This window comes from Campylobacter sp. CFSAN093233 (assembly GCF_011068165.1).
In the GTDB taxonomy this organism is placed as follows: domain Bacteria; phylum Campylobacterota; class Campylobacteria; order Campylobacterales; family Campylobacteraceae; genus Campylobacter_D; species Campylobacter_D jejuni.
Genome location: NZ_JAAMWY010000005.1, coordinates 90,329 through 107,680 on the forward strand (window position 1 = coordinate 90,329; position 17,352 = coordinate 107,680).

The 17,352-nt window shown below is 29.5% G+C and carries 18 protein-coding genes and 1 tRNA gene; 6 read left to right on the forward strand and 13 right to left on the reverse strand.

What is annotated here, in order from left to right; translation table 11 throughout:
- Position 1: 1 nt before the first annotated feature.
- A complete protein-coding gene (locus FBF15_RS03300; RefSeq protein WP_002853994.1) occupies positions 2-1,201 on the reverse strand; it encodes an MFS transporter in 1,200 nt (399 codons plus the stop codon).
- Between the two features lie 112 nt (positions 1,202-1,313).
- Between FBF15_RS03300 and FBF15_RS03305 the strand changes: the two genes are divergently transcribed.
- The gene (locus FBF15_RS03305) at positions 1,314-1,916 is read left to right on the forward strand and encodes a hypothetical protein (RefSeq protein ID WP_002853942.1); all 603 of its coding nucleotides are present in this window, start codon (positions 1,314-1,316) and stop codon (positions 1,914-1,916) included.
- Here the strand turns inward: FBF15_RS03305 and pdxA are convergent.
- Together pdxA and FBF15_RS03315 are read right to left on the reverse strand one after the other, a co-directional pair.
- Positions 1,906-3,000, reverse strand: coding sequence for a 4-hydroxythreonine-4-phosphate dehydrogenase (gene pdxA / locus FBF15_RS03310; protein WP_020247063.1), 1,095 nt, complete (start codon positions 2,998-3,000; stop codon positions 1,906-1,908). The two genes, FBF15_RS03305 and pdxA, sit on opposite strands and share 11 nt — an antisense overlap.
- Complete coding sequence (locus FBF15_RS03315) at positions 2,997-3,770, reverse strand: pyridoxine 5'-phosphate synthase (protein WP_002868556.1); 774 nt, start codon at positions 3,768-3,770, stop codon at positions 2,997-2,999. Before FBF15_RS03315 ends, pdxA begins: the two co-directional genes overlap by 4 nt.
- Positions 3,771-3,825: 55 nt before the next feature.
- Between FBF15_RS03315 and FBF15_RS03320 the strand changes: the two genes are divergently transcribed.
- Positions 3,826-4,800 carry a Ppx/GppA phosphatase family protein gene (locus FBF15_RS03320; RefSeq protein ID WP_020247062.1) on the forward strand — a complete coding sequence of 325 codons (975 nt, stop codon included), beginning with the start codon at positions 3,826-3,828 and terminating at the stop codon, positions 4,798-4,800.
- Here the strand turns inward: FBF15_RS03320 and FBF15_RS03325 are convergent.
- From FBF15_RS03325 to FBF15_RS03360, 8 genes are read right to left on the reverse strand one after another with little or no spacing between them, the layout of a single operon-like run.
- The gene (locus FBF15_RS03325; RefSeq protein ID WP_020247061.1) at positions 4,797-5,747 is read right to left on the reverse strand and encodes an SAM-dependent methyltransferase; all 951 of its coding nucleotides are present in this window, start codon (positions 5,745-5,747) and stop codon (positions 4,797-4,799) included. The genes FBF15_RS03320 and FBF15_RS03325 overlap by 4 nt on opposite strands.
- Entirely contained in the window at positions 5,744-6,565 is an 822-nt protein-coding gene (locus FBF15_RS03330) for a M23 family metallopeptidase (RefSeq protein ID WP_038816722.1), read from the reverse strand. The genes FBF15_RS03325 and FBF15_RS03330 overlap by 4 nt, the downstream gene beginning before the upstream one ends.
- Positions 6,562-8,556, reverse strand: a complete 1,995-nt coding sequence (gene glyS / locus FBF15_RS03335; RefSeq protein ID WP_038816723.1) for a glycine--tRNA ligase subunit beta — start codon at positions 8,554-8,556, stop codon at positions 6,562-6,564. Before glyS ends, FBF15_RS03330 begins: the two co-directional genes overlap by 4 nt.
- Before the next feature lie 55 nt (positions 8,557-8,611).
- Entirely contained in the window at positions 8,612-9,232 is a 621-nt protein-coding gene (locus FBF15_RS03340) for an HAD family hydrolase (protein ID WP_002853160.1), read from the reverse strand.
- Entirely contained in the window at positions 9,229-9,561 is a 333-nt protein-coding gene (locus FBF15_RS03345; RefSeq protein ID WP_002867367.1) for a hypothetical protein, read from the reverse strand. The genes FBF15_RS03340 and FBF15_RS03345 overlap by 4 nt, the downstream gene beginning before the upstream one ends.
- A 9-nt stretch (positions 9,562-9,570) precedes the next feature.
- Entirely contained in the window at positions 9,571-11,196 is a 1,626-nt protein-coding gene (locus tag FBF15_RS03350; RefSeq protein ID WP_032591427.1) for a cation:proton antiporter, read from the reverse strand.
- Between the two features lie 6 nt (positions 11,197-11,202).
- The gene (gene hspR, locus FBF15_RS03355; protein ID WP_002853935.1) at positions 11,203-11,577 is read right to left on the reverse strand and encodes a heat shock transcriptional regulator HspR; all 375 of its coding nucleotides are present in this window, start codon (positions 11,575-11,577) and stop codon (positions 11,203-11,205) included.
- Between the two features lie 15 nt (positions 11,578-11,592).
- Positions 11,593-12,486 (reverse strand): J domain-containing protein, encoded by an 894-nt coding sequence (locus FBF15_RS03360; RefSeq protein ID WP_165434558.1) that lies wholly within the window; start codon positions 12,484-12,486, stop codon positions 11,593-11,595.
- A gap of 199 nt (positions 12,487-12,685) precedes the next feature.
- On the opposite strand from FBF15_RS03360, the gene htrA reads away from it, so the two are divergent.
- The 4 genes from htrA to FBF15_RS03380 all read left to right on the forward strand — a co-directional run bounded on the left by htrA (position 12,686) and on the right by FBF15_RS03380 (position 16,265).
- On the forward strand, positions 12,686-14,104 hold the full coding sequence (gene htrA / locus FBF15_RS03365) for a serine protease HtrA (protein WP_165434559.1): 1,419 nt from the start codon (positions 12,686-12,688) through the stop codon (positions 14,102-14,104).
- 75 nt (positions 14,105-14,179) lie between these two features.
- Positions 14,180-14,854, forward strand: a complete 675-nt coding sequence (locus FBF15_RS03370) for a response regulator transcription factor (RefSeq protein ID WP_002853196.1) — start codon at positions 14,180-14,182, stop codon at positions 14,852-14,854.
- Positions 14,851-16,098, forward strand: a complete 1,248-nt coding sequence (locus tag FBF15_RS03375) for an ArsS family sensor histidine kinase (RefSeq protein WP_002853241.1) — start codon at positions 14,851-14,853, stop codon at positions 16,096-16,098. Before FBF15_RS03370 ends, FBF15_RS03375 begins: the two co-directional genes overlap by 4 nt.
- A 92-nt stretch (positions 16,099-16,190) precedes the next feature.
- A tRNA-Asn gene (locus FBF15_RS03380) sits at positions 16,191-16,265 on the forward strand.
- Positions 16,266-16,353: 88 nt separating this feature from the next.
- Here FBF15_RS03380 and FBF15_RS03385 read toward each other — a convergent pair.
- Together FBF15_RS03385 and FBF15_RS03390 are read right to left on the reverse strand one after the other, a co-directional pair.
- Complete coding sequence (locus FBF15_RS03385; protein ID WP_002853192.1) at positions 16,354-16,602, reverse strand: ribbon-helix-helix domain-containing protein; 249 nt, start codon at positions 16,600-16,602, stop codon at positions 16,354-16,356.
- A 10-nt stretch (positions 16,603-16,612) separates the two neighbouring features.
- Positions 16,613-17,212: a bacteriohemerythrin gene (locus tag FBF15_RS03390; protein WP_038816726.1), complete on the reverse strand. Its 600-nt coding sequence runs from the start codon at positions 17,210-17,212 to the stop codon at positions 16,613-16,615.
- Between the last annotated feature and the right edge of the window lie 140 nt (positions 17,213-17,352).

Below are 17,352 nucleotides of genomic sequence, written 5' to 3' on the forward strand. Positions count from 1 at the left end.
TTTATACCTTTGTAAAACTTTTTCTTTGAAATTTTTTATAATTTAATTTATCTTTGGCAAAAAGCAAGGCAAAAATCAAAGCAGGGCTTACAAAAAGTGCTGAAAATAAAGCATTAAATTCTATACCCAATCTTGCTAAAACAATCCCACCTAAAAAACTTGCTAAAGCTATGCCTACATTAAAAGCTGCTTCATTCACACTTACTGTACTGTCTATGACTTTATAAGTATGGCGTTTAGCTTTAGTAATGCTAAGCATTTTTAGTGCAGGTATGGTTGAAAAGGCAAAAAATCCTATCAAAGCTACGCTAAAAATGATTAAAATTTTAGAATGCATGGTGAGAAATACACTTAAAAATACTAGAACTTGTATGCTTAAAATAAGACGCAAAGAAAAAATAGCACCTTTTTTATCTACTATTTTTCCGCCCCATAAATTCCCACAAATTGCACAAATTCCATATAAAAGCAAGATATAAGCTGTATCTTGGACTTTAAAACCGCTTATTTCTACAAGTATTTTTTGCAAATAAGTATAAAGAACAAATTGAGCCCCACAACTACAAATGGTTATAGTATAAGTTTTTAACAAATTTTGATGAGAAAAAGCAGGGATTAGATTTTTAAGACTGGTTGGGCTAGGATGTAAATTTTTGGGCATCATATGCCATACTCCAAAAAATGCTAGACTTGTAATGATAAAAATGAGTAAAAAGATAAATTTAAAGCCAAAATAATGCCCTATAAAAGTTCCAAGCGGCACTCCAGTAACTAAGGCTACAGTAAGCCCTGTGACCATTATAGCTAGAGCACTTGATTTTTTATCATCTGGAGTTATAGCACTTACAGCTAAGGTGGCAATGACAAAAAATACCCCATGTTGTGTTCCTGCTATAAAGCGTGCAAAAGCAGTAAGATAGAAATTTTGGCTAAAAAAGATGATGAAATTTGCTAAAGCAAAAATTCCAAGATTGATTAAAAGTTGTGTATGTCTATGAAAACGACTTAAAGGTATGGTGATAAGAGGAGCACCTATAACAACACCTATAGCATATAAGGTTGTAAGATAGCCCGCGGTTTTTGCATCTACGCTAAAATACGCTTCAACATCAACCAAAACTCCTGCCATAACAAATTCAGTTACGCCCATACAAAAAGCACTAAGAGCTAGTGCAAAAAGAGCTTTTTTGTAATTTTGCATTTTAAGTTCCTTATAAAAAATAAAAACGCATTATAATAAAATAAAGGCTTAATTTCCTTAAAAAATTCAAAATATTTTTGTTAAAATAAAATAAAAATTTTAAAGGTAAATAATGAAAAAAATTATTTTATTGCTTGGTTTAAGTTTGGCGAGTTTAGGGGCTTTGAGTTTTGATGAGCTTATTTATAAAGATGAAGTAAAACCTAGTTTTGATTGCTCTAAAATCAAATATGATGGCAAAAGTGATGATGAACTTATGATATGCAATAAAATTGGTGTGCGTAATGAATTTGATAATAAAAAACTTGCTTTAGTAGATAACATCTATAGTAGTTTATATCAAAATATTTCAAAAAAAGCAGATAAAAAGATGAAAAAAGATTTTAAAGCCATTTCAAAAAAGATGCTTAAAGAAAGAAAAATTTGTATAAAAAATATGCAAAATACAAAAGCAGGGGAAAATCCTATTTTATCTTTACTCAATGCAAGTGATTGCATGCAAGAAGCTTATATTAAGGTTTTATTAGAACTTATGCAAAGAGCAAAAAAAGATACAAAGACTAAAGAAGTTTTAGAGCAAATTTTTAAAAATAAAGTTGATAAATATGAAAATTTACTCACTCAAAGTTTAAATACCAATAAAGATTTGCAAGATTTTATAGACAGCTTAGCTAAAGAAGATTTGATTGATTCTAGGGCTAAATTTAAGCTTTAGAATGTAAATTGATTGCAAATTTAGCCGCTTCAAAATAACTTTTAGTGTTGATTTTAGCATTTTTATAGGCCTTATCAAAGGCCGTGCCATGATCAACGCTAACGCGTATGATAGGTAAATTTAAACTTACATTGATGCTTTTATCAAAATACAAGGCCTTTAAAGGAGCAAGGGCAAGATCGTGATACATAGCCACTAAACGATTGCAGTTTTTTAAACCAGTCTTAGTAAAAGCTGTATCAGCCACTAAAGGATAGGGTAGATAAACGCCCCTGCCTTTAAAATTTAAAAGCAATTCTTTTTGTAAATTTTCATCTTTTAAGGCTTTTTTGAAAAATTTTTCATCTTTTTTAGAGTGTAAAAAGGCATTAACAAAGGCTATAGCTTTTTCCATGATCTTTTCTTCTTCTCCACCTATAACTCCATAATCTCCAGCGTGAGGATTAAAACCTAAAAGCCCCATTTTTTTAAAATGTGTTTCTTTGTAAAAATCTTTTAAAAAGATACTTAAATTTTTAAAAGTGATTTTTTTACTCACCTTAGCTAAAGGTATATGTTCGCTAAAAAGCCCTACAAAAAGTTCTTTGCAACCTAACATCATAATGGCATTTTTTTTAAAAAAATCCCTTAAAGCATCGGTGTGTCCTTTGTATTTAAGTCCTGCATCTTCCCAAGCTTTTTTGTGTATAGGTAGAGTAAGCAAGGCATGGGCGTGTTTTTCATAGACAAAATAACTTGCCGCCTTAAAACTTAAAAAACCATAAAGTCCACTTTTTGTATCTATTTCTCCGGCTTTGATTTCAAAATTTTCATCCACTTTAAAGCCTAAAGGAAGGTAGAAAGAGTAAATTTCAAGAGAATTTTCTTTTTTTACAAAATTAAACTCATAGTCTTTTCCATCTTTAAAAGCTACGATTTTTGCATTAAAAAGTTTTAAATTTAAAAGTTTTGAAGCTTTATCAAGCAAGCTTTCGTGGATAAAATAAAAAGGTGTGCAGATTTTGCTTAGTTCTTCATGAGAACGCACTAAAATTTCAAGTCCTATGCCGTTTATATCGCCTATACTAATGGCTAGTTTTTTCATCTTTTAATAAGTTCTTTCATTTCCAAAATAGCGTTTTGAAGTCCTGTAAATACAGATCTTGCTACAATGCTTTGTCCTATATTTAGCTCGCAAATTTCTTTAATTTTTACTACGGGTTTTACATTTTTGTAATTTAAACCATGTCCCGCGGCTACTTTTAAGCCAAGTTCTAGGCCTTTTTTGGCACAGAGTTCTAAATTTTGTAATTCTTTTTCAAATTGAGCTTGCAAGGTTTTTTTATCTTGATTGAGTTCTTTTAAGGCAAAAGCAGTATGAGAAATATTACTAAAAAGTGCGTTGTGCAAATTCGCATAATGTCCTGTATGAAGCTCTATGAATTGGGCTTTTAAAATTTTTGATTTTTCTATATCTTCTAAACTAGGATTAATAAAAAGTGAAACTTCAATGTTTGCATTTTGAAGTTTTTCTATGCTTTGTCTTAATTTAGCATGATTTAAACAAAGCCCCCCTTCTGTAGTAAGCTCTTCTCTTTTTTCAGGCACTAAAGTAACGCGGTGAGGTTTGAGTTTAAGAGCTAAATTTAAAATTTCATCATTTAAAGCACATTCTAAATTGATAGGGCTTTTGCAAAATTTTATAATATTTTCCAAGTCAAAATCCTGAGCATGACGGCGATCTTCTCTTACATGCAAAGTGATTTGATCTCCGTGTCTAGCTACTATAAAAGCAGCTTCTAAAAGATCAGGATCATTTACCATTCTAGCTTGTCTTAACACTGCAATATGATCGATATTTACACCTAAAAGCATATTTTTCCTTTAGAACTTTTTTGCTATTATACTATAAAATCAAATAAGGAAAGTCATGTTAGGTATAGATCTTGGTTCAAATACTTTAAGAGCAGTACAAATGGATGAAAAATTAAATAAATTAAAAGAATATGAATTTGTTATTGGGGCAGCGAAAAATCTAAATCAAAGTGGAGAAATTTCTAAAGAAGCCATACAAAGATTAAAAAATACTTTGAGTATTTTAGCTAAAGAGCAAGATTTAAGCAAAGCGAGAGCTGTAGCGACTGCAGCTTTTAGAAAGGCAAGCAATACAAATGAAATTTTTGCCCATTTAAAAAAAGAATTTGGGATTGATTTTAAGCTTATAGATGCCAAAAGTGAAGCTAAGATCAGTGTTTTAGGTATGCAATCAGGTTTAAGAAGGCTTAAAATTTGGGGAGAGTTTGCGTATTGTGATTTAGGAGGGGCTTCTTGTGAGCTTTCTTTTGGAAAAAGTTTTAAAAGTTTTGATTTTGGTATTATTAGTTTTTATGAAAAAAATTACCATTCTTATTATAAATCTTGTATTTCTTATAAAAAATTAATAAAAAAATATCCTAAATTTATCATAAATATTAAAGATAAAAAACTTAAAATTCATTTTTTAATTGCAAATCCCTATTTAAAGCATCTAGCTTTTAGGGCTTTTGATGAGGTGGCTATGATTAAAAAGGAACTTCGTTCTTTAGGGGCTAAAACGGTGGTTTTAAATTCCGGAGTTCCTACCACACTTAGCGCATTAAAACAAAATATAAGCTATGAAAAGTATGAAGCAACTAAAGTAAATGGTAAAAAACTTTACCATAAGGATTTTTTAAATTATGCTATTAAACTTTTTCATATGGAAGAAAAAAAGGCTATAAAAGAAGTAGGCGCGATGAGAAAAAATTATTTGAGTGCAGGTTGTTTGCTGTTTTATGCTTTGTTTGATAAACATAAACTTCTAGTCATTGATGAGGGTTTAAGGGAGGGGGTTTGTTTAGCGAGTATGAAAAATATAAAATTTTAGTTTTTTTGAAATTCGAAAAAATGAAATTTTTCATCAAAATTAAAAAATAAAATTTTAGCTTGAGATAAAAAACTTTCGTAAGTTTTAATGTTTTTATTTTTTGTGTATTCTAATAAATCTTCAAAACCAAAATCCATTAAAGCAAGACTTTGTTTTTTAAAAGCTAAAGGTTTAAAATCATATTCTTTGATGAGTTTTTGAAGATGAGTAAAATTGACATTATAAGTTAGATCGCTTTTGCAGAAAAAATTTTTTAAAGATACTTTAAAAGGGCTAAAAACTTCGTGCTTTTGATAGATTCTTAAGCTAAAACTTTGTGGATTTAAAGTTCCATAGTCAAATCCCGCAAATATAAATCTCTCACAAGTTTGGTTTAAATCTTTAAAAAAATTTTCAAGCTCTAAACTGAGTTCACCTTTTTTAAGATTTAAAGCTTTGCATTTTGTGATTAAATTTTCATCCATATTTTTAAAAATAAGTTTAAAATTTTCTACAAATGCCATTTTATCATGATCTATAAGTTCGCAAGCAAAACTATCAAAAAGTTCATTGCAAAAGAAAAAAGCGTTCTTAAAATGGCATTCTTTAAGACTATTTTTGTGAGTAAATTCCACTCCTTCTAAAGTCTTTTTTTGTAAAGTTCTTAATTTTTCATGCGGTTCTATGACGAAAAAAGAAATTTGAGAAAAAATTTCAGGTCTTAATTCAAGCAAAGCGGCTAAAAAATCACGACTTAAATATCCTTCATTAGCGCCTATTTCTACAAGTTCTAAAGGGAGTTGTAAAATTTTTTTATCTATTAAATTTAAAAAATGCTTGGCTAAAAGTGTGCCAAAAAGATTTCCTACGCTTACAGCAGTAAAAAAATCTCCGTTTTTTCCTATACTTACAGCATTTTTATAATAGCTTTCATGGAGCCAAGCATGGAAAAAGTCACTAAATTTCATTGAAAAATAGCATTAAATTTGGATACAAAATCCAAAGGATCAACTTGTTTGCCTCCAGCTAAAATTCCAAAATGCAAATGCGGCCCACTTACCCTACCTGTAGCCCCGCTAAGTCCTATAAATTCACCTTTTTTTATCTTTTGTCCTATTTTAACATCGATTTTAGAAAGATGATAATATTGTGAATAAATTCCAAAACCATGATCAATGACTACTGAATTTCCTGCGAAATAACGATCTTTTGCAATTTTTACTATGCCTGAGTTGGCTGCATAAATAGGTGTTCCTGTGGCAGCTCTAAAGTCCGTTCCGCTATGATAACTTGCTACTTTTTCATTAAAAGTTCTTGCTTTGCCAAAATCACTTGTGATAAAAGAATTTAAAGGTATATTAAAAGCACCGTTAAATAAAGCTTTTGGAGTATAAGAACTATAAATCGCATTGGCTTCTTTTAATTCTTTAGTGATGCGTTCTTGTATGGTTTTTGGTGGAAAAATCTTTTTGTTTTCAACTTGCAATTTTTCACTTTTATAATTACCTTCTAAAGTTTTTATGAAAATTTCTTCTTTTTTATCTTTATAAAATGCGATAAGTTTTGTATTTTGCGGGGGATTTTTGTAAGGTAAGGAAAAAATAGCTAGAACTTTTTCTTGATTTTTAGGATGTGTAAAAGTGGGAATATTTTTACCATTATTTTTTAAAGATAAAAAATCTTTCTTATCTAGCTCCAAAAATAAAGCTTGACCTTTGATGAGTTCTAAATTTTGAGCTCCAAAAAGCCAAAGAGTAAGGCTTAAAAAAAGCCATAAGGCTTTCATAGGCTTAACTCTTTAAGATCGGCGATTTTTAAAAACTCCGCATAAATTTCATAAACCAAAGCTTGGCGATTATTTTTAAGTTTTTCATCTTCAGCATTAATCATCACTTGATTAAAAAACTCATCAATAAAAGGCTTAAGTGCAAAAAGATTTTCAAGTTTTTCTTGTAAAGAGTTGGCTTTAGTTTTTTCTTGAAAAGCTTTGTAAAGTTTACTTTCTGCTTCTTGAACAAAAAGACTTTCATCAACTTTATGAGGATTTTTAGTGGCGATATTGGCTAGTCTTTTAAAGGTTGCAAAATTTTCATTAAAATTATCTTTTTTGCTAAGTTTTATAAGAGCATTTACGCTTTGATTGATATGGATAAGATCTGTATTGTGTGAGCTTAAAACCGCTTTTACAAAAGAAGCATTGACTGTATAAAAAGTATAAAGTCTTTCAAAAATAAAATCTTTTAAAATTTGCATATCAAAGCTTTTATAATGATTTGAAAGTTTTTCTAATAAAATTTGGATATCAAATTCTTTATTTAAATTTAAAGCAATTTTAATGATCCCATTGGCAGCTCTTCTTAAGGCATAAGGATCCTTTGTTCCGCTTGGAATTTTTCCTATGCTAAAAAGTCCTATAAGGGTATCAAGCTTGTTTGCAAGGGCTACTATGCTTGAAAATTCTGTACTTGGAAGTGGAGCTTGTTCGGAATTAGGAAGATATTGTTCTTTGATGGCTAAGCAAATTTGATAATCTAAGCCCATTTTTTGCGCATAATAACTTCCCATAATGCCTTGCAAATCAGTAAATTCATAAACCATTTGTGTGGCTAAGTCTGCTTTGGCGTATTTTAGTGCTGTGCTGATATTTTCGATTTTATCATTATGGAGCATTTGACATAAAATTTCAGCAATTTTAATCTCTCTTAAACTTTTATCTTGCATTGTGCCTAAACCTTCAAGATAGGTCATTTTGGCAAGTTTTTCAGGTTTTAAGCCATTTTGTAAATCATTTTGATAAAAAAACATTGCATCGCTAAGTCTTGCACGCAAAACTCTTTCATTTCCATGTATGATTTTTGAATAATCCTTACATACTGCATTACTTACTACTATAAAATGATTACTTAAGCCTTTATCGTTAAAAACTGCAAAATAACGTTGATTTTCTCTCATTGAAGTGATGATTACTTCGCTAGGAATTTCTAAAAATTCTTCTTCAAAACTTCCTAAAAGTGCATTAGGATATTCTGTGATAGCAACTACTTCAGCTAAAAGCTCTTCATCTTCTCCAATTTGTATATTTTTTTGACTTTCTATGAGTTTAAATTGCTCAAGTATTTTTTCCTTTCTTTTGATTGGATCAAGGATGATATAGTTTTTTTCTAGTAGTTCAAAATATTCTTTTGCATTGTTAAAATCTTGCAAATCATAACTTACGCTTCTGTGAATGAAAGTTTTTTTAGTACTTTTTACTCCATAGCTTTGAAAATTAACAAGTTCATCATTTAAAATGCAAGCTATAGAACGGATCGCACGGATGAATTCAAAAGAATTTGCACCCCAGCGCATACTTTTGCCAAAACTAAGACTTTTTAGAAATTTTTCTACCATTTCTCCTAAAATTTCTTGACTTTGCAAACCTTTAATAGCTTTTTGATGGTACAAAACTTCCTTGCCTTTGATTTCTTTAAAAGAGAGTTCATTTTCACTGATCCTTGCTTTTTGCAGGAAGCTTTGTCCCGCAGGAGTTAAAACTCCATCTTTATAAGCAACATTTTTAGGTGCTCCTATAAATTCAGCAAAGCTATCTTCTTGTTTGTCTGCAAAATTTTCATGAAAAAAAACTAAACGACGCGGAGTATAATAAAATTTAAAATCACTTACCAAGCGGTATTCTTCTAAAACATTGCTCCATTTTTTTTCTATATTAGCTAATTCTTTTAGCAAAGGAATAGCAGGTAATTCTTCTGTACCAATTTCTATTAATAATTCACTCATAATTTACTCTTTTTAAAATTTATTTCTAATTTTAACTAAAATTTCATTAAAAAACTTATAAATACTTTTGCAAAAAGCCTTTAAGTTCACTAGCGTTGCTAAATTCATTTTCTTTTAAATTTTTTTGATACCATTTGGCATGAAAATAAGGCAAATTAGCATTTTTAGCACATTCTTTATCTTTTTGACTATCTCCTATAAAAACGCTTGTTTTATATGGAGCCTCGCTTTTTAAAAGCTCTAGCATCATAGGATGAGGTTTGGGTTCTATGCCTAAACTTACGCCTAAAATTTTATCAAAATAAGGAATGATATCGTGTTTTTTAAGTATGTTTGAAAGTGAGCTTTGCGGGGCGTTAGTAGCAATAGCTAAAAAACAATTTTTGCTTTTTAAAAATTCTAAAAGTTCTTTTACTCCTTCAAAAAGCACCACGCTTTGTTCATAGTGCTTGACAAAATATTTTTCATAGCCTTCTTTAAAACTAGAATGATGGAAATTTTCTATATTGTAAAGTTCTTTTGCCCAGTCAATATTGGGAGTATTGATGGTTTGCATAATGATTTCTCTTGAAAGTGGGGCTAGGTTTAAATCCTGTCTTATTTCATTGACTGCACAAGAAATGGCATTTGCACTATCGATTAAAGTTCCATCCATATCAAAAAATACATTAATCATTCATAATCCTTTAAATAATTTTTATGTTTTTCTTTTTTCTCACCTTGTTTTTTTTGCTTATCTAAAGCATTGGCAAGATTTAAAAGCTCGTTTTTTTCTTTGGAAAAATCTAAACAAGCATTGACAAAAAATTCAAGATTTTTTGCATAGGTTGAGTTAAGATTTACCGCGGGATTTTTTTCAAAAAATTTAGCATTTTTTAACATTCTTTCTTCAAATTTAGTTTTATCAAAATCTTCTTTTTTAAGTGCAGATATAGCACCATTGAAAAATTTTTCAAGATTTCTTAGGTATTTTACGCGTAAGGCTTTTTCTTCATTTTTTGTCAAAATTCTTCCTTAGGTATTTTTATGAATGCGGCATTCTAGTGCTTCTTGAACTAAATTTCTAGCGATTACTTTTTCAGAGCGAATGATGCGTATATTTTCATCTATGCTAGAAAAAAGCATCTTTTTCAAAGTTCCATTTACATGAATGATAGTATCTATAGGTTTTGGATAATTAGCTAGCACTTGACATAAAATTTCAAGTTTAGCTTCATTTGTAACTGTGATAATAGCTACGGCACATTCTTCTATATTGGCAATTTTTAAGGTTTCTTCTTGAGCAGCATTGGCAAAAACGACATTTTCACCCCGACTAACTCCAAGTTCTACTAAATTTAAATCACTTTCTAAAACAAGATAAGGTACGCCTGTGTTTTTGATTTTTTGTACGACTTCTTGTCCTAAGCGTCCATAGCCAAAAACAACAAGATGATTTTTAAGCTTGATATTGCTGTCAATATTTTGCACAGCGTTGGTATTAAGTGCTATATCTTCTACAACATTGGTAATTTTTCTTATATTGTTTAAAATAAAAGGCGTGATAATCATGGTTAAAATAGAAACAACAATTAAAATTTGTGAAGTTTTGGTATCAAGCATATTTTTTGCTTGTAAAAGAGAAAAAATTGCTAGGGCGAATTCGCCAATTTGAGCTATGGCAAAAGCTGTTTTAAGCGCTACTCTTTTTTTGGTGTAAAGAAATAAAAAGCCAAAAACTATGCCAAATTTTAAAGCCATTACAAGAAGGGTTAAAACTATGATTAAAAACCAATTTTGCGCCACTACATCAAGTTGAATTTGCATGCCTACAGTTATGAAAAAAAGCCCTAAAAGCAAATCTCTAAATGGGATTAAGTCTGCTTCTATTTTGTGTTTATATTTTGTTTCTGCTATCAAAGCACCTGCTATAAAAGCACCCAAAGAATAAGAAAATCCAAAATAATTTGCTAAAAAACTTGCTCCAATAACCATAAATAAAACAGTACTAATAAAAATTTCCTGAGAAGAAGTATGGATAATGAGTCTAAAAATTCTATCCACTAGATATTTACCTATGAAAAATAATAAAGTGATTAAAATAAGTGCTGAAATTAAAGTGGTAAAAAGGAGTTTTTCTATGTTTTGATTGTTGGATGAAAAAATATCTACAAGCAAAAGCAAAGGAATAACAGCTATATCTTGAAAAAGCAAAATTCCCAATGCTTTTCTGCCATATTGCTCATTTATATCGCCATTATCATTTAAAATTTTAAGTACCACTGCGGTTGAAGAAAGTGCTAGTGCAAAGCCTACTATGGTAGCACTTTTATCTCCAAGTCCTAAAATTCCTATAGCAAGTAGCATAAAAACAAAGCCACAAGTAAGCATCTGCAAAGAGCCGTTTAAAAAAACTTCTTGTTTCATTGCCATTAAATGCTTAAAAGAAAATTCAAGCCCTATGGTAAACATTAAAAACACTATACCAAATTCGGCTATATGGGTGATTTCGCCTTTGCCACTTAAATGATAAATTTCAGAAATGATTTCTCCAGCAGCTATATATCCAATGATAGTTGGAATTTCAAATTTTTTAAATATGACATTTAAAACTATAGCTATAGCAACGGTGATTAAAAAAATTTCTAAAAAATTATCCATTATTTTTTATTTTTTCTTATAAAAAATCAAATCAAAGCTATTTTTATGCTTGACAACGGCTTTACTAGCCGCTTCTTTATCTTGTTGTTTGCTTAATTCTAAGCGTAGTTCATCAATTAAATTTTCAAATTCGTGAAGTTGGTTTTTCAATTTTAAGATAACATCTACCCCAGCAAGATTGATTCCCATATCTCTTGTTAAACGCAATATAAGTTTAATACGGTCAATATCTCTTTGAGAATAAAGTCTTATTTTGCCATCGGTTCTACTTGGCTCTATCAATCCTTCTCTTTCGTATTGCCTTAAGGTTTGTGGATGTATGCTTAAAACTTTAGCTACAACACTGATTAAATATACAGGTTCATCATAATGGTGTTCCATATTTTATTCCTTTTTTTAAGGTAATTTTTCTTTTAAGAGTTTTATAAATTTTTCATCAAGAGTATCTAAATTTGGCAAAACAACATTTAAAATCAAATACATATCCCCATAAATATCACTTTTTCTATTTTGCACTCCATAACCTTTTAAACGAATTTTTTGATTATTTTTTGAATTAGGCGTTATGTTAATTGTCGCTTCTTCCTTGCCTTCTTTGAGTGTTTTTATATTTATTTTTCCACCAAAAAGTGCAGTTTTTAAAGAAATATCAACCTTTTGATATAAATCATCATCTTCTCTTGTGTAAATAGGACTTTCTTCTATTTTTACAATAATGATTAAATCGCCTCTAGCTCCATTTCTGCTTTGTTTTCCTTTAGAGCGAATTCTTAGTTTCTCGCCTTCTTTTATACCGTGTGGAATTTTAAATTTAATGGTTTCGCCTTGAAAATTAAAACTATGTTCCCCGCCTTTAACAGCTTTTTCGAAAGGAATATGAAGCTCTAGATTACTGTCTAAATTTTCTTCTTCAAAACCTCCAAATCCTCCAAAACCACTGCTAAAGCCTTTTGAAGAAAAGCCGTTAAAATCCCCTCTTGAGCGTCCACCAAAGCCTCCTCCAAAGAGATCTTTTAAAATATCGTCTAAATTTACCCCACCAGTATTTCTTGAAAAATCATGAAAACTTTGTCCACCAAACATAGAATCGCCGTATTGGTCATACTGAGCTCGTTTTTTTTCGTCACTTAAAATTTCATAAGCAGCATTAATTTCTTTAAATTTTTCTTCCGCGCCTTTTTCTTTGTTGATATCAGGATGATATTTTCTAGCTAGGCGACGGTAAGCTTTTTTTATTTCATCTGCACTAGCGTTTTTGCTAACTTCAAGAGTTTCGTATAAACTATTCATGTTATATTTCCTTAAAAATTTTTACTTGATTATATAAAGGATTAAATTATAACATAAACTTTAGCCTAAGTCAATCAAGTTTTATAAATTTTTATCACTCAAGGTTTTATTTACAATTTTGTAAATTTTCGGTTTTATACTATGAAGACAGTAAAATATTTTACGAGATGATTTATTTTTAAAGACAAAAGGAAATGAGATGAAAAAGATTTTTTTATCATTAAGTTTAGCAAGTGCTTTATTTGCTGCAAGTATTAATTTTAACGAATCAACTACAACGGCTAATCGTGTGAATCCTGCTGCTGGAAATGCAGTGCTTTCTTATCATGATTCTATTAAAGATGCAAAAAAATCAGTGGTTAATATTTCCACCTCAAAAACTATTACAAGATCGAATCGTCCAAGTCCTTTGGATGATTTTTTTAATGATCCTTATTTTAAACAATTTTTTGATTTTGATTTTCCTCAAAGAAAAGGAAAGAATGATAAAGAAGTGGTAAGTTCTTTGGGATCGGGAGTGATTATTTCAAAAGATGGTTATATAGTAACAAATAATCACGTTGTAGATGATGCTGATACGATTACAGTGAATTTGCCAGGAAGCGACACAGAATATAAAGCAAAACTTATAGGCAAAGATCCAAAAACAGATTTGGCTGTTATAAAAATAGAGGCTAATAATCTTTCAGCTATTACTTTTACAAATTCTGATGATTTAATGGAAGGAGATGTTGTTTTTGCACTTGGAAATCCTTTTGGAGTTGGTTTTAGTGTTACAAGTGGGATAATATCTGCTTTAAACAAAGACAATATAGGTTTAAATCAATATGAAAATTTTATACAAACAGATACTTCTATCAATCCAGGAAATTCAGGCGGAGCTTTGGTAGATAGTCGTGGATATTTAGTAGGTATTAATTCAGCTATTCTTTCTCGTGGAGGTGGAAATAACGGTATAGGTTTTGCTATACCTTCAAATATGGTAAAGGATATAGCTAAAAAACTTATTGAAAAAGGCAAGATCGATAGAGGATTTTTAGGTGTGACTATTTCAGCTTTGCAAGGTGATACTAAAAAAGCTTACAAAAATCAAGAAGGAGCTTTAATCACTGATGTTCAAAAAGGTTCAAGTGCTGATGAAGCAGGGATTAAGCGTGGAGATTTAGTTACTAAAGTTAATGATAAGGTTATAAAAAGTCCTATTGATCTTAAAAATTATATAGGAACTTTAGAGATTGGTCAAAAAATTTCATTAAGTTACGAAAGAGATGGAGTAAATAAGCAAACAAGTTTTACTCTTAAAGGTGAAAAAGAAAATCCTAAAGGCGTACAAAGTGATTTGATTGATGGTTTGAGTTTGAGAAATTTAGATCCAAGACTTAAGGATCGTTTGCAAATTCCAAAAGATGTTAATGGTGTTTTGGTTGATAGTGTTAAAGAAAAGAGCAAAGGAAAAAATTCTGGTTTCCAAGAGGGTGATATTATCATAGGTGTTGGACAAAGTGAAATTAAAAATTTAAAAGATTTAGAACAAGCTTTAAAACAAGTTAATAAAAAAGAATTTACCAAAGTTTGGGTATATCGCAATGGTTTTGCGACTTTGCTTGTGCTTAAATAAAAATAACGGAAGGATTTTCCTTTTGTTATAAATTTTAGTTTAAAATTAAAATTAAGTTTAAAATAAAGGAAAACTATGACAAATATTCTTATGATAGAAGACGATTTAGAATTAGCAGAAATTACAGCTGAATATTTGGAAAAATTTGATATGAAAGTTGATATAGCTCATGAGCCTTATATAGGTCTTTCTAAGCTTGCATTAAAAGAATATCAGCTTATCATTTTAGACCTTTCTTTGCCAGGGCTTGATGGGCTTGAAGTGTGTGAAGAGATTCGTAAAAAGTATGATACACCTATTATTGTTTCAAGCGCAAGACATGATATTACAGATAAGGTTAATGCTTTAGAGCTTGGAGCAGATGATTACCTACCAAAACCTTATAATCCAAAAGAATTACAAGCACGCATTAAAAGTCATTTAAGACGTATTTCAAATACAAAAAGCGCCATAGCAAAAAGTGTAAAAGATCTTGTTTATGATCAATATAAGCATATTATTACCATGAAAGGACAAGAGCTTACTTTAACTAATGCTGAATTTGATATTTTAAGCTATTTGATTAAAAAAGAGGGTGGAGTGGTAAGTCGTGAAGAGCTTGTTTATAATTGTTCTTCTATTAGTGAGGATTCTAGTAATAAAAGTATAGATGTTATTATCAGTAGAATTCGTCAAAAGATGGGAGATGATCCAAAAACTCCAAAATATATTCACTCTATACGTGGAATAGGTTATAAGCTTACTCAATGAATAAATCTTCGATTTTTTATACTATAACTTTTATTTTTATTTTTGCTGGGGTTAGTGTTATACTTGGCTTTTTGTGGCTTATAGAATATGATCAGCAAAATTATACTAGAGAATTAAACACAAAATATTCTTTGATAGCTAATGCAAGGCTCTTAAATTTTGCAGGAGTTATCAGTGAAAAAGAATTTGAAGAGCAGACAAAAAATTATAATAAAATGGATGAGATAACAGAAGCAAAGCAGATCCGTAAAATTCTTTTTAGAGGTGATGTTTTAGCTAGGGTTGAGGTTAACAATGGCTTAATCGAGATTATTTCTTATAATAGACAGGTGTATTTAAATATTATTTATGATGGAAAGGTTTATCTTTATAAGGATCAAGATTATCAAACCTATAGGTATTTTATTATCAAAGCTATAGCTGTAGCTGTGATTTGTATTCTTGTATTGCTTTATATTTATATATTTAAAAAATTAAAACCACTTAAAAGACTTAAAAAACAAATTGATAAATTTGCCCAAGGAAAGCTTGGTGATATAGAAGATGTAAGCACTGGGGTGGATGAAATTTCACAAGTAAGTGAAGCTTTTTATCAAGCCATTGTTCAAATTCGAAAGTTAAACCAATCTCGTCAGTTTTTTTTAAGAAATATTATGCATGAACTCAAAACTCCTATTACTAAAGGGCTCTTAACTTTAGAAATGATAGAAGATAATAAATATAAAGAGCGCTTAAATGGGGTTTTTACTAGACTTGAAATTTTAATTAATGAATTTGCTGCTATTGAGCAAATTACTTCAGGGGCTGCTTTTATAAATAGAAAAAAATACAATATTTTAGATGTTTTAGATGAAGCCAAAGAAATTGCAATGCGAGATGATAGCAATATACGTATTTTTATGGAAGAAAGTTTTTTTGTAAATGTGGATTTTAAACTTTTTACTACGGCGATTAAAAATATGATAGATAATGGTATTAAACATTCTGAAGATGGGTTTGTGCAAATTGATATTATAGATGATTATATTTGTTTTAAAAATCGTGGTCCTGAGCTTAACAATACTTTAGAATACTATACTCAAGCTTTTACTCAAGGATCAAAACAAAAATCAAGTTTTGGATTAGGGCTTTATATTGTAAATACTATTTTAGAAACACATGGAATGAAGCTTGATTATTTATATGAAGATGGGGTAAATTTGTTTTATTTTAGAAATTTAAAAAGTGTTATTGTTAAGGAGTAAATTAATTTTTTTACATAAAAAATGCATTTTTGTGAAAAAATCCTTGACAAAGTTTTTTAATTTCACTATAATCACATTTTACTTTTAAATATTCCGGATTAGCTCAGCGGTAGAGTAGTCGGCTGTTAACCGATTGGTCGTAGGTTCGAATCCTACATCCGGAGCCACTTTTTTAACTCCATTTTTAATATTCATAAATGTATTTTAATATAAAAAAATAATAAGTCTTTATCACAAAAAATTGTGATAAAGTTTTTATTTTGTTTGTTTAAGATTTTTGACAATTTTATCTATTTTTTTACTCGCCTTTTGATAATCCCCATCTTTAAGTTCTTCTAGGGCATTAACAGCAAAAGAAAAATCTTCAACTTCATTAAGATAAGCCTCTATAGCTTCTTTTACTATGGTTGATTTTGGTTTAGAAAGATTTTTACTTAAATTATCCAAACGCTCCTTAAGCTCTAAAGGCATTCTAAAAGAATAAGTTTTTACATTGCGTTTCATTTTATCCTCCTTAAGAATATTTTTTGTAAAATTTTATAGCTTGTTTACAAGTTTTACAAGTAAATTTATGACCTTGTAATTCTATTTTTTGATGAATGCTATAAGGAACATCGTGAATTTTACCAGGACAATTACAGGTATAAAGATAAAATTGTGGATACTCATTATCTTCATCTTCTGCTGCTTCAAAGCTAACATCGCCACCATCATCTGTAGACAAAGAAGAACTTCTCCATTTTTCAACTTTCATGTCTTCATATAGTATGTGTTCTAAAAGCCACTTTTTAGCCACTATATAAAGTTTTTCTTTAAGATCATTGGTTGATTTGATATTTTTGATTAAATTAATCATGGTTTGGATGATTTCTTTATGTATTTTTCGATGTTCTTCTAAATTTGGATAGCCTATTAGCTGCATGTATTTTTCTTCATCATTAAAGTGATCTTTCATATAATTAAAAAATTCAGCCAAAAGTTCTTTGACTTCATTTTTACTTACAGATCTATCTGATACAACTTCAACTTTTGTAGCAAGTTTAAAAAGCTTTTTATGCTGCTCATCAATTTTAGCATTGTGCACACTATAGCTGTTATCCCATTTTGGAAGCATTTTAACTCCTTAAGGAAAAATTTATTTGTATGAAAGGATTATAGATAAAAATAAATTAAATAAAAATGAAATTTTATTAAATAATTGATAAGAATTTTGATACAATGATATATATTTAAGAGATTTGAAGTTAGAAAGAT

What these genes read in the sequence shown, in the direction of transcription:
- FBF15_RS03390 (WP_038816726.1), bottom strand. Translation starts at nt 17,212, where the DNA reads ATGCTTCCAAAATGGGATAACAGCTATAGTGTGCACAATGCTAAAATT.
- pdxA (WP_020247063.1), bottom strand. Translation starts at nt 3,000, where the DNA reads ATGAAAAAACTAGCCATTAGTATAGGCGATATAAACGGCATAGGACTT.
- FBF15_RS03315 (WP_002868556.1), bottom strand. Translation starts at nt 3,770, where the DNA reads ATGCTTTTAGGTGTAAATATCGATCATATTGCAGTGTTAAGACAAGCT.
- FBF15_RS03370 (WP_002853196.1), top strand. Translation starts at nt 14,180, where the DNA reads ATGACAAATATTCTTATGATAGAAGACGATTTAGAATTAGCAGAAATT.
- FBF15_RS03360 (WP_165434558.1), bottom strand. Translation starts at nt 12,486, where the DNA reads ATGAATAGTTTATACGAAACTCTTGAAGTTAGCAAAAACGCTAGTGCA.
- FBF15_RS03320 (WP_020247062.1), top strand. Translation starts at nt 3,826, where the DNA reads ATGTTAGGTATAGATCTTGGTTCAAATACTTTAAGAGCAGTACAAATG.
- FBF15_RS03305 (WP_002853942.1), top strand. Translation starts at nt 1,314, where the DNA reads ATGAAAAAAATTATTTTATTGCTTGGTTTAAGTTTGGCGAGTTTAGGG.
- FBF15_RS03325 (WP_020247061.1), bottom strand. Translation starts at nt 5,747, where the DNA reads ATGAAATTTAGTGACTTTTTCCATGCTTGGCTCCATGAAAGCTATTAT.
- FBF15_RS03340 (WP_002853160.1), bottom strand. Translation starts at nt 9,232, where the DNA reads ATGATTAATGTATTTTTTGATATGGATGGAACTTTAATCGATAGTGCA.
- hspR (WP_002853935.1), bottom strand. Translation starts at nt 11,577, where the DNA reads ATGGAACACCATTATGATGAACCTGTATATTTAATCAGTGTTGTAGCT.
- htrA (WP_165434559.1), top strand. Translation starts at nt 12,686, where the DNA reads ATGAAAAAGATTTTTTTATCATTAAGTTTAGCAAGTGCTTTATTTGCT.
- FBF15_RS03385 (WP_002853192.1), bottom strand. Translation starts at nt 16,602, where the DNA reads ATGAAACGCAATGTAAAAACTTATTCTTTTAGAATGCCTTTAGAGCTT.
- FBF15_RS03375 (WP_002853241.1), top strand. Translation starts at nt 14,851, where the DNA reads ATGAATAAATCTTCGATTTTTTATACTATAACTTTTATTTTTATTTTT.
- FBF15_RS03300 (WP_002853994.1), bottom strand. Translation starts at nt 1,201, where the DNA reads ATGCAAAATTACAAAAAAGCTCTTTTTGCACTAGCTCTTAGTGCTTTT.
- FBF15_RS03330 (WP_038816722.1), bottom strand. Translation starts at nt 6,565, where the DNA reads ATGAAAGCCTTATGGCTTTTTTTAAGCCTTACTCTTTGGCTTTTTGGA.
- glyS (WP_038816723.1), bottom strand. Translation starts at nt 8,556, where the DNA reads ATGAGTGAATTATTAATAGAAATTGGTACAGAAGAATTACCTGCTATT.
- FBF15_RS03350 (WP_032591427.1), bottom strand. Translation starts at nt 11,196, where the DNA reads ATGGATAATTTTTTAGAAATTTTTTTAATCACCGTTGCTATAGCTATA.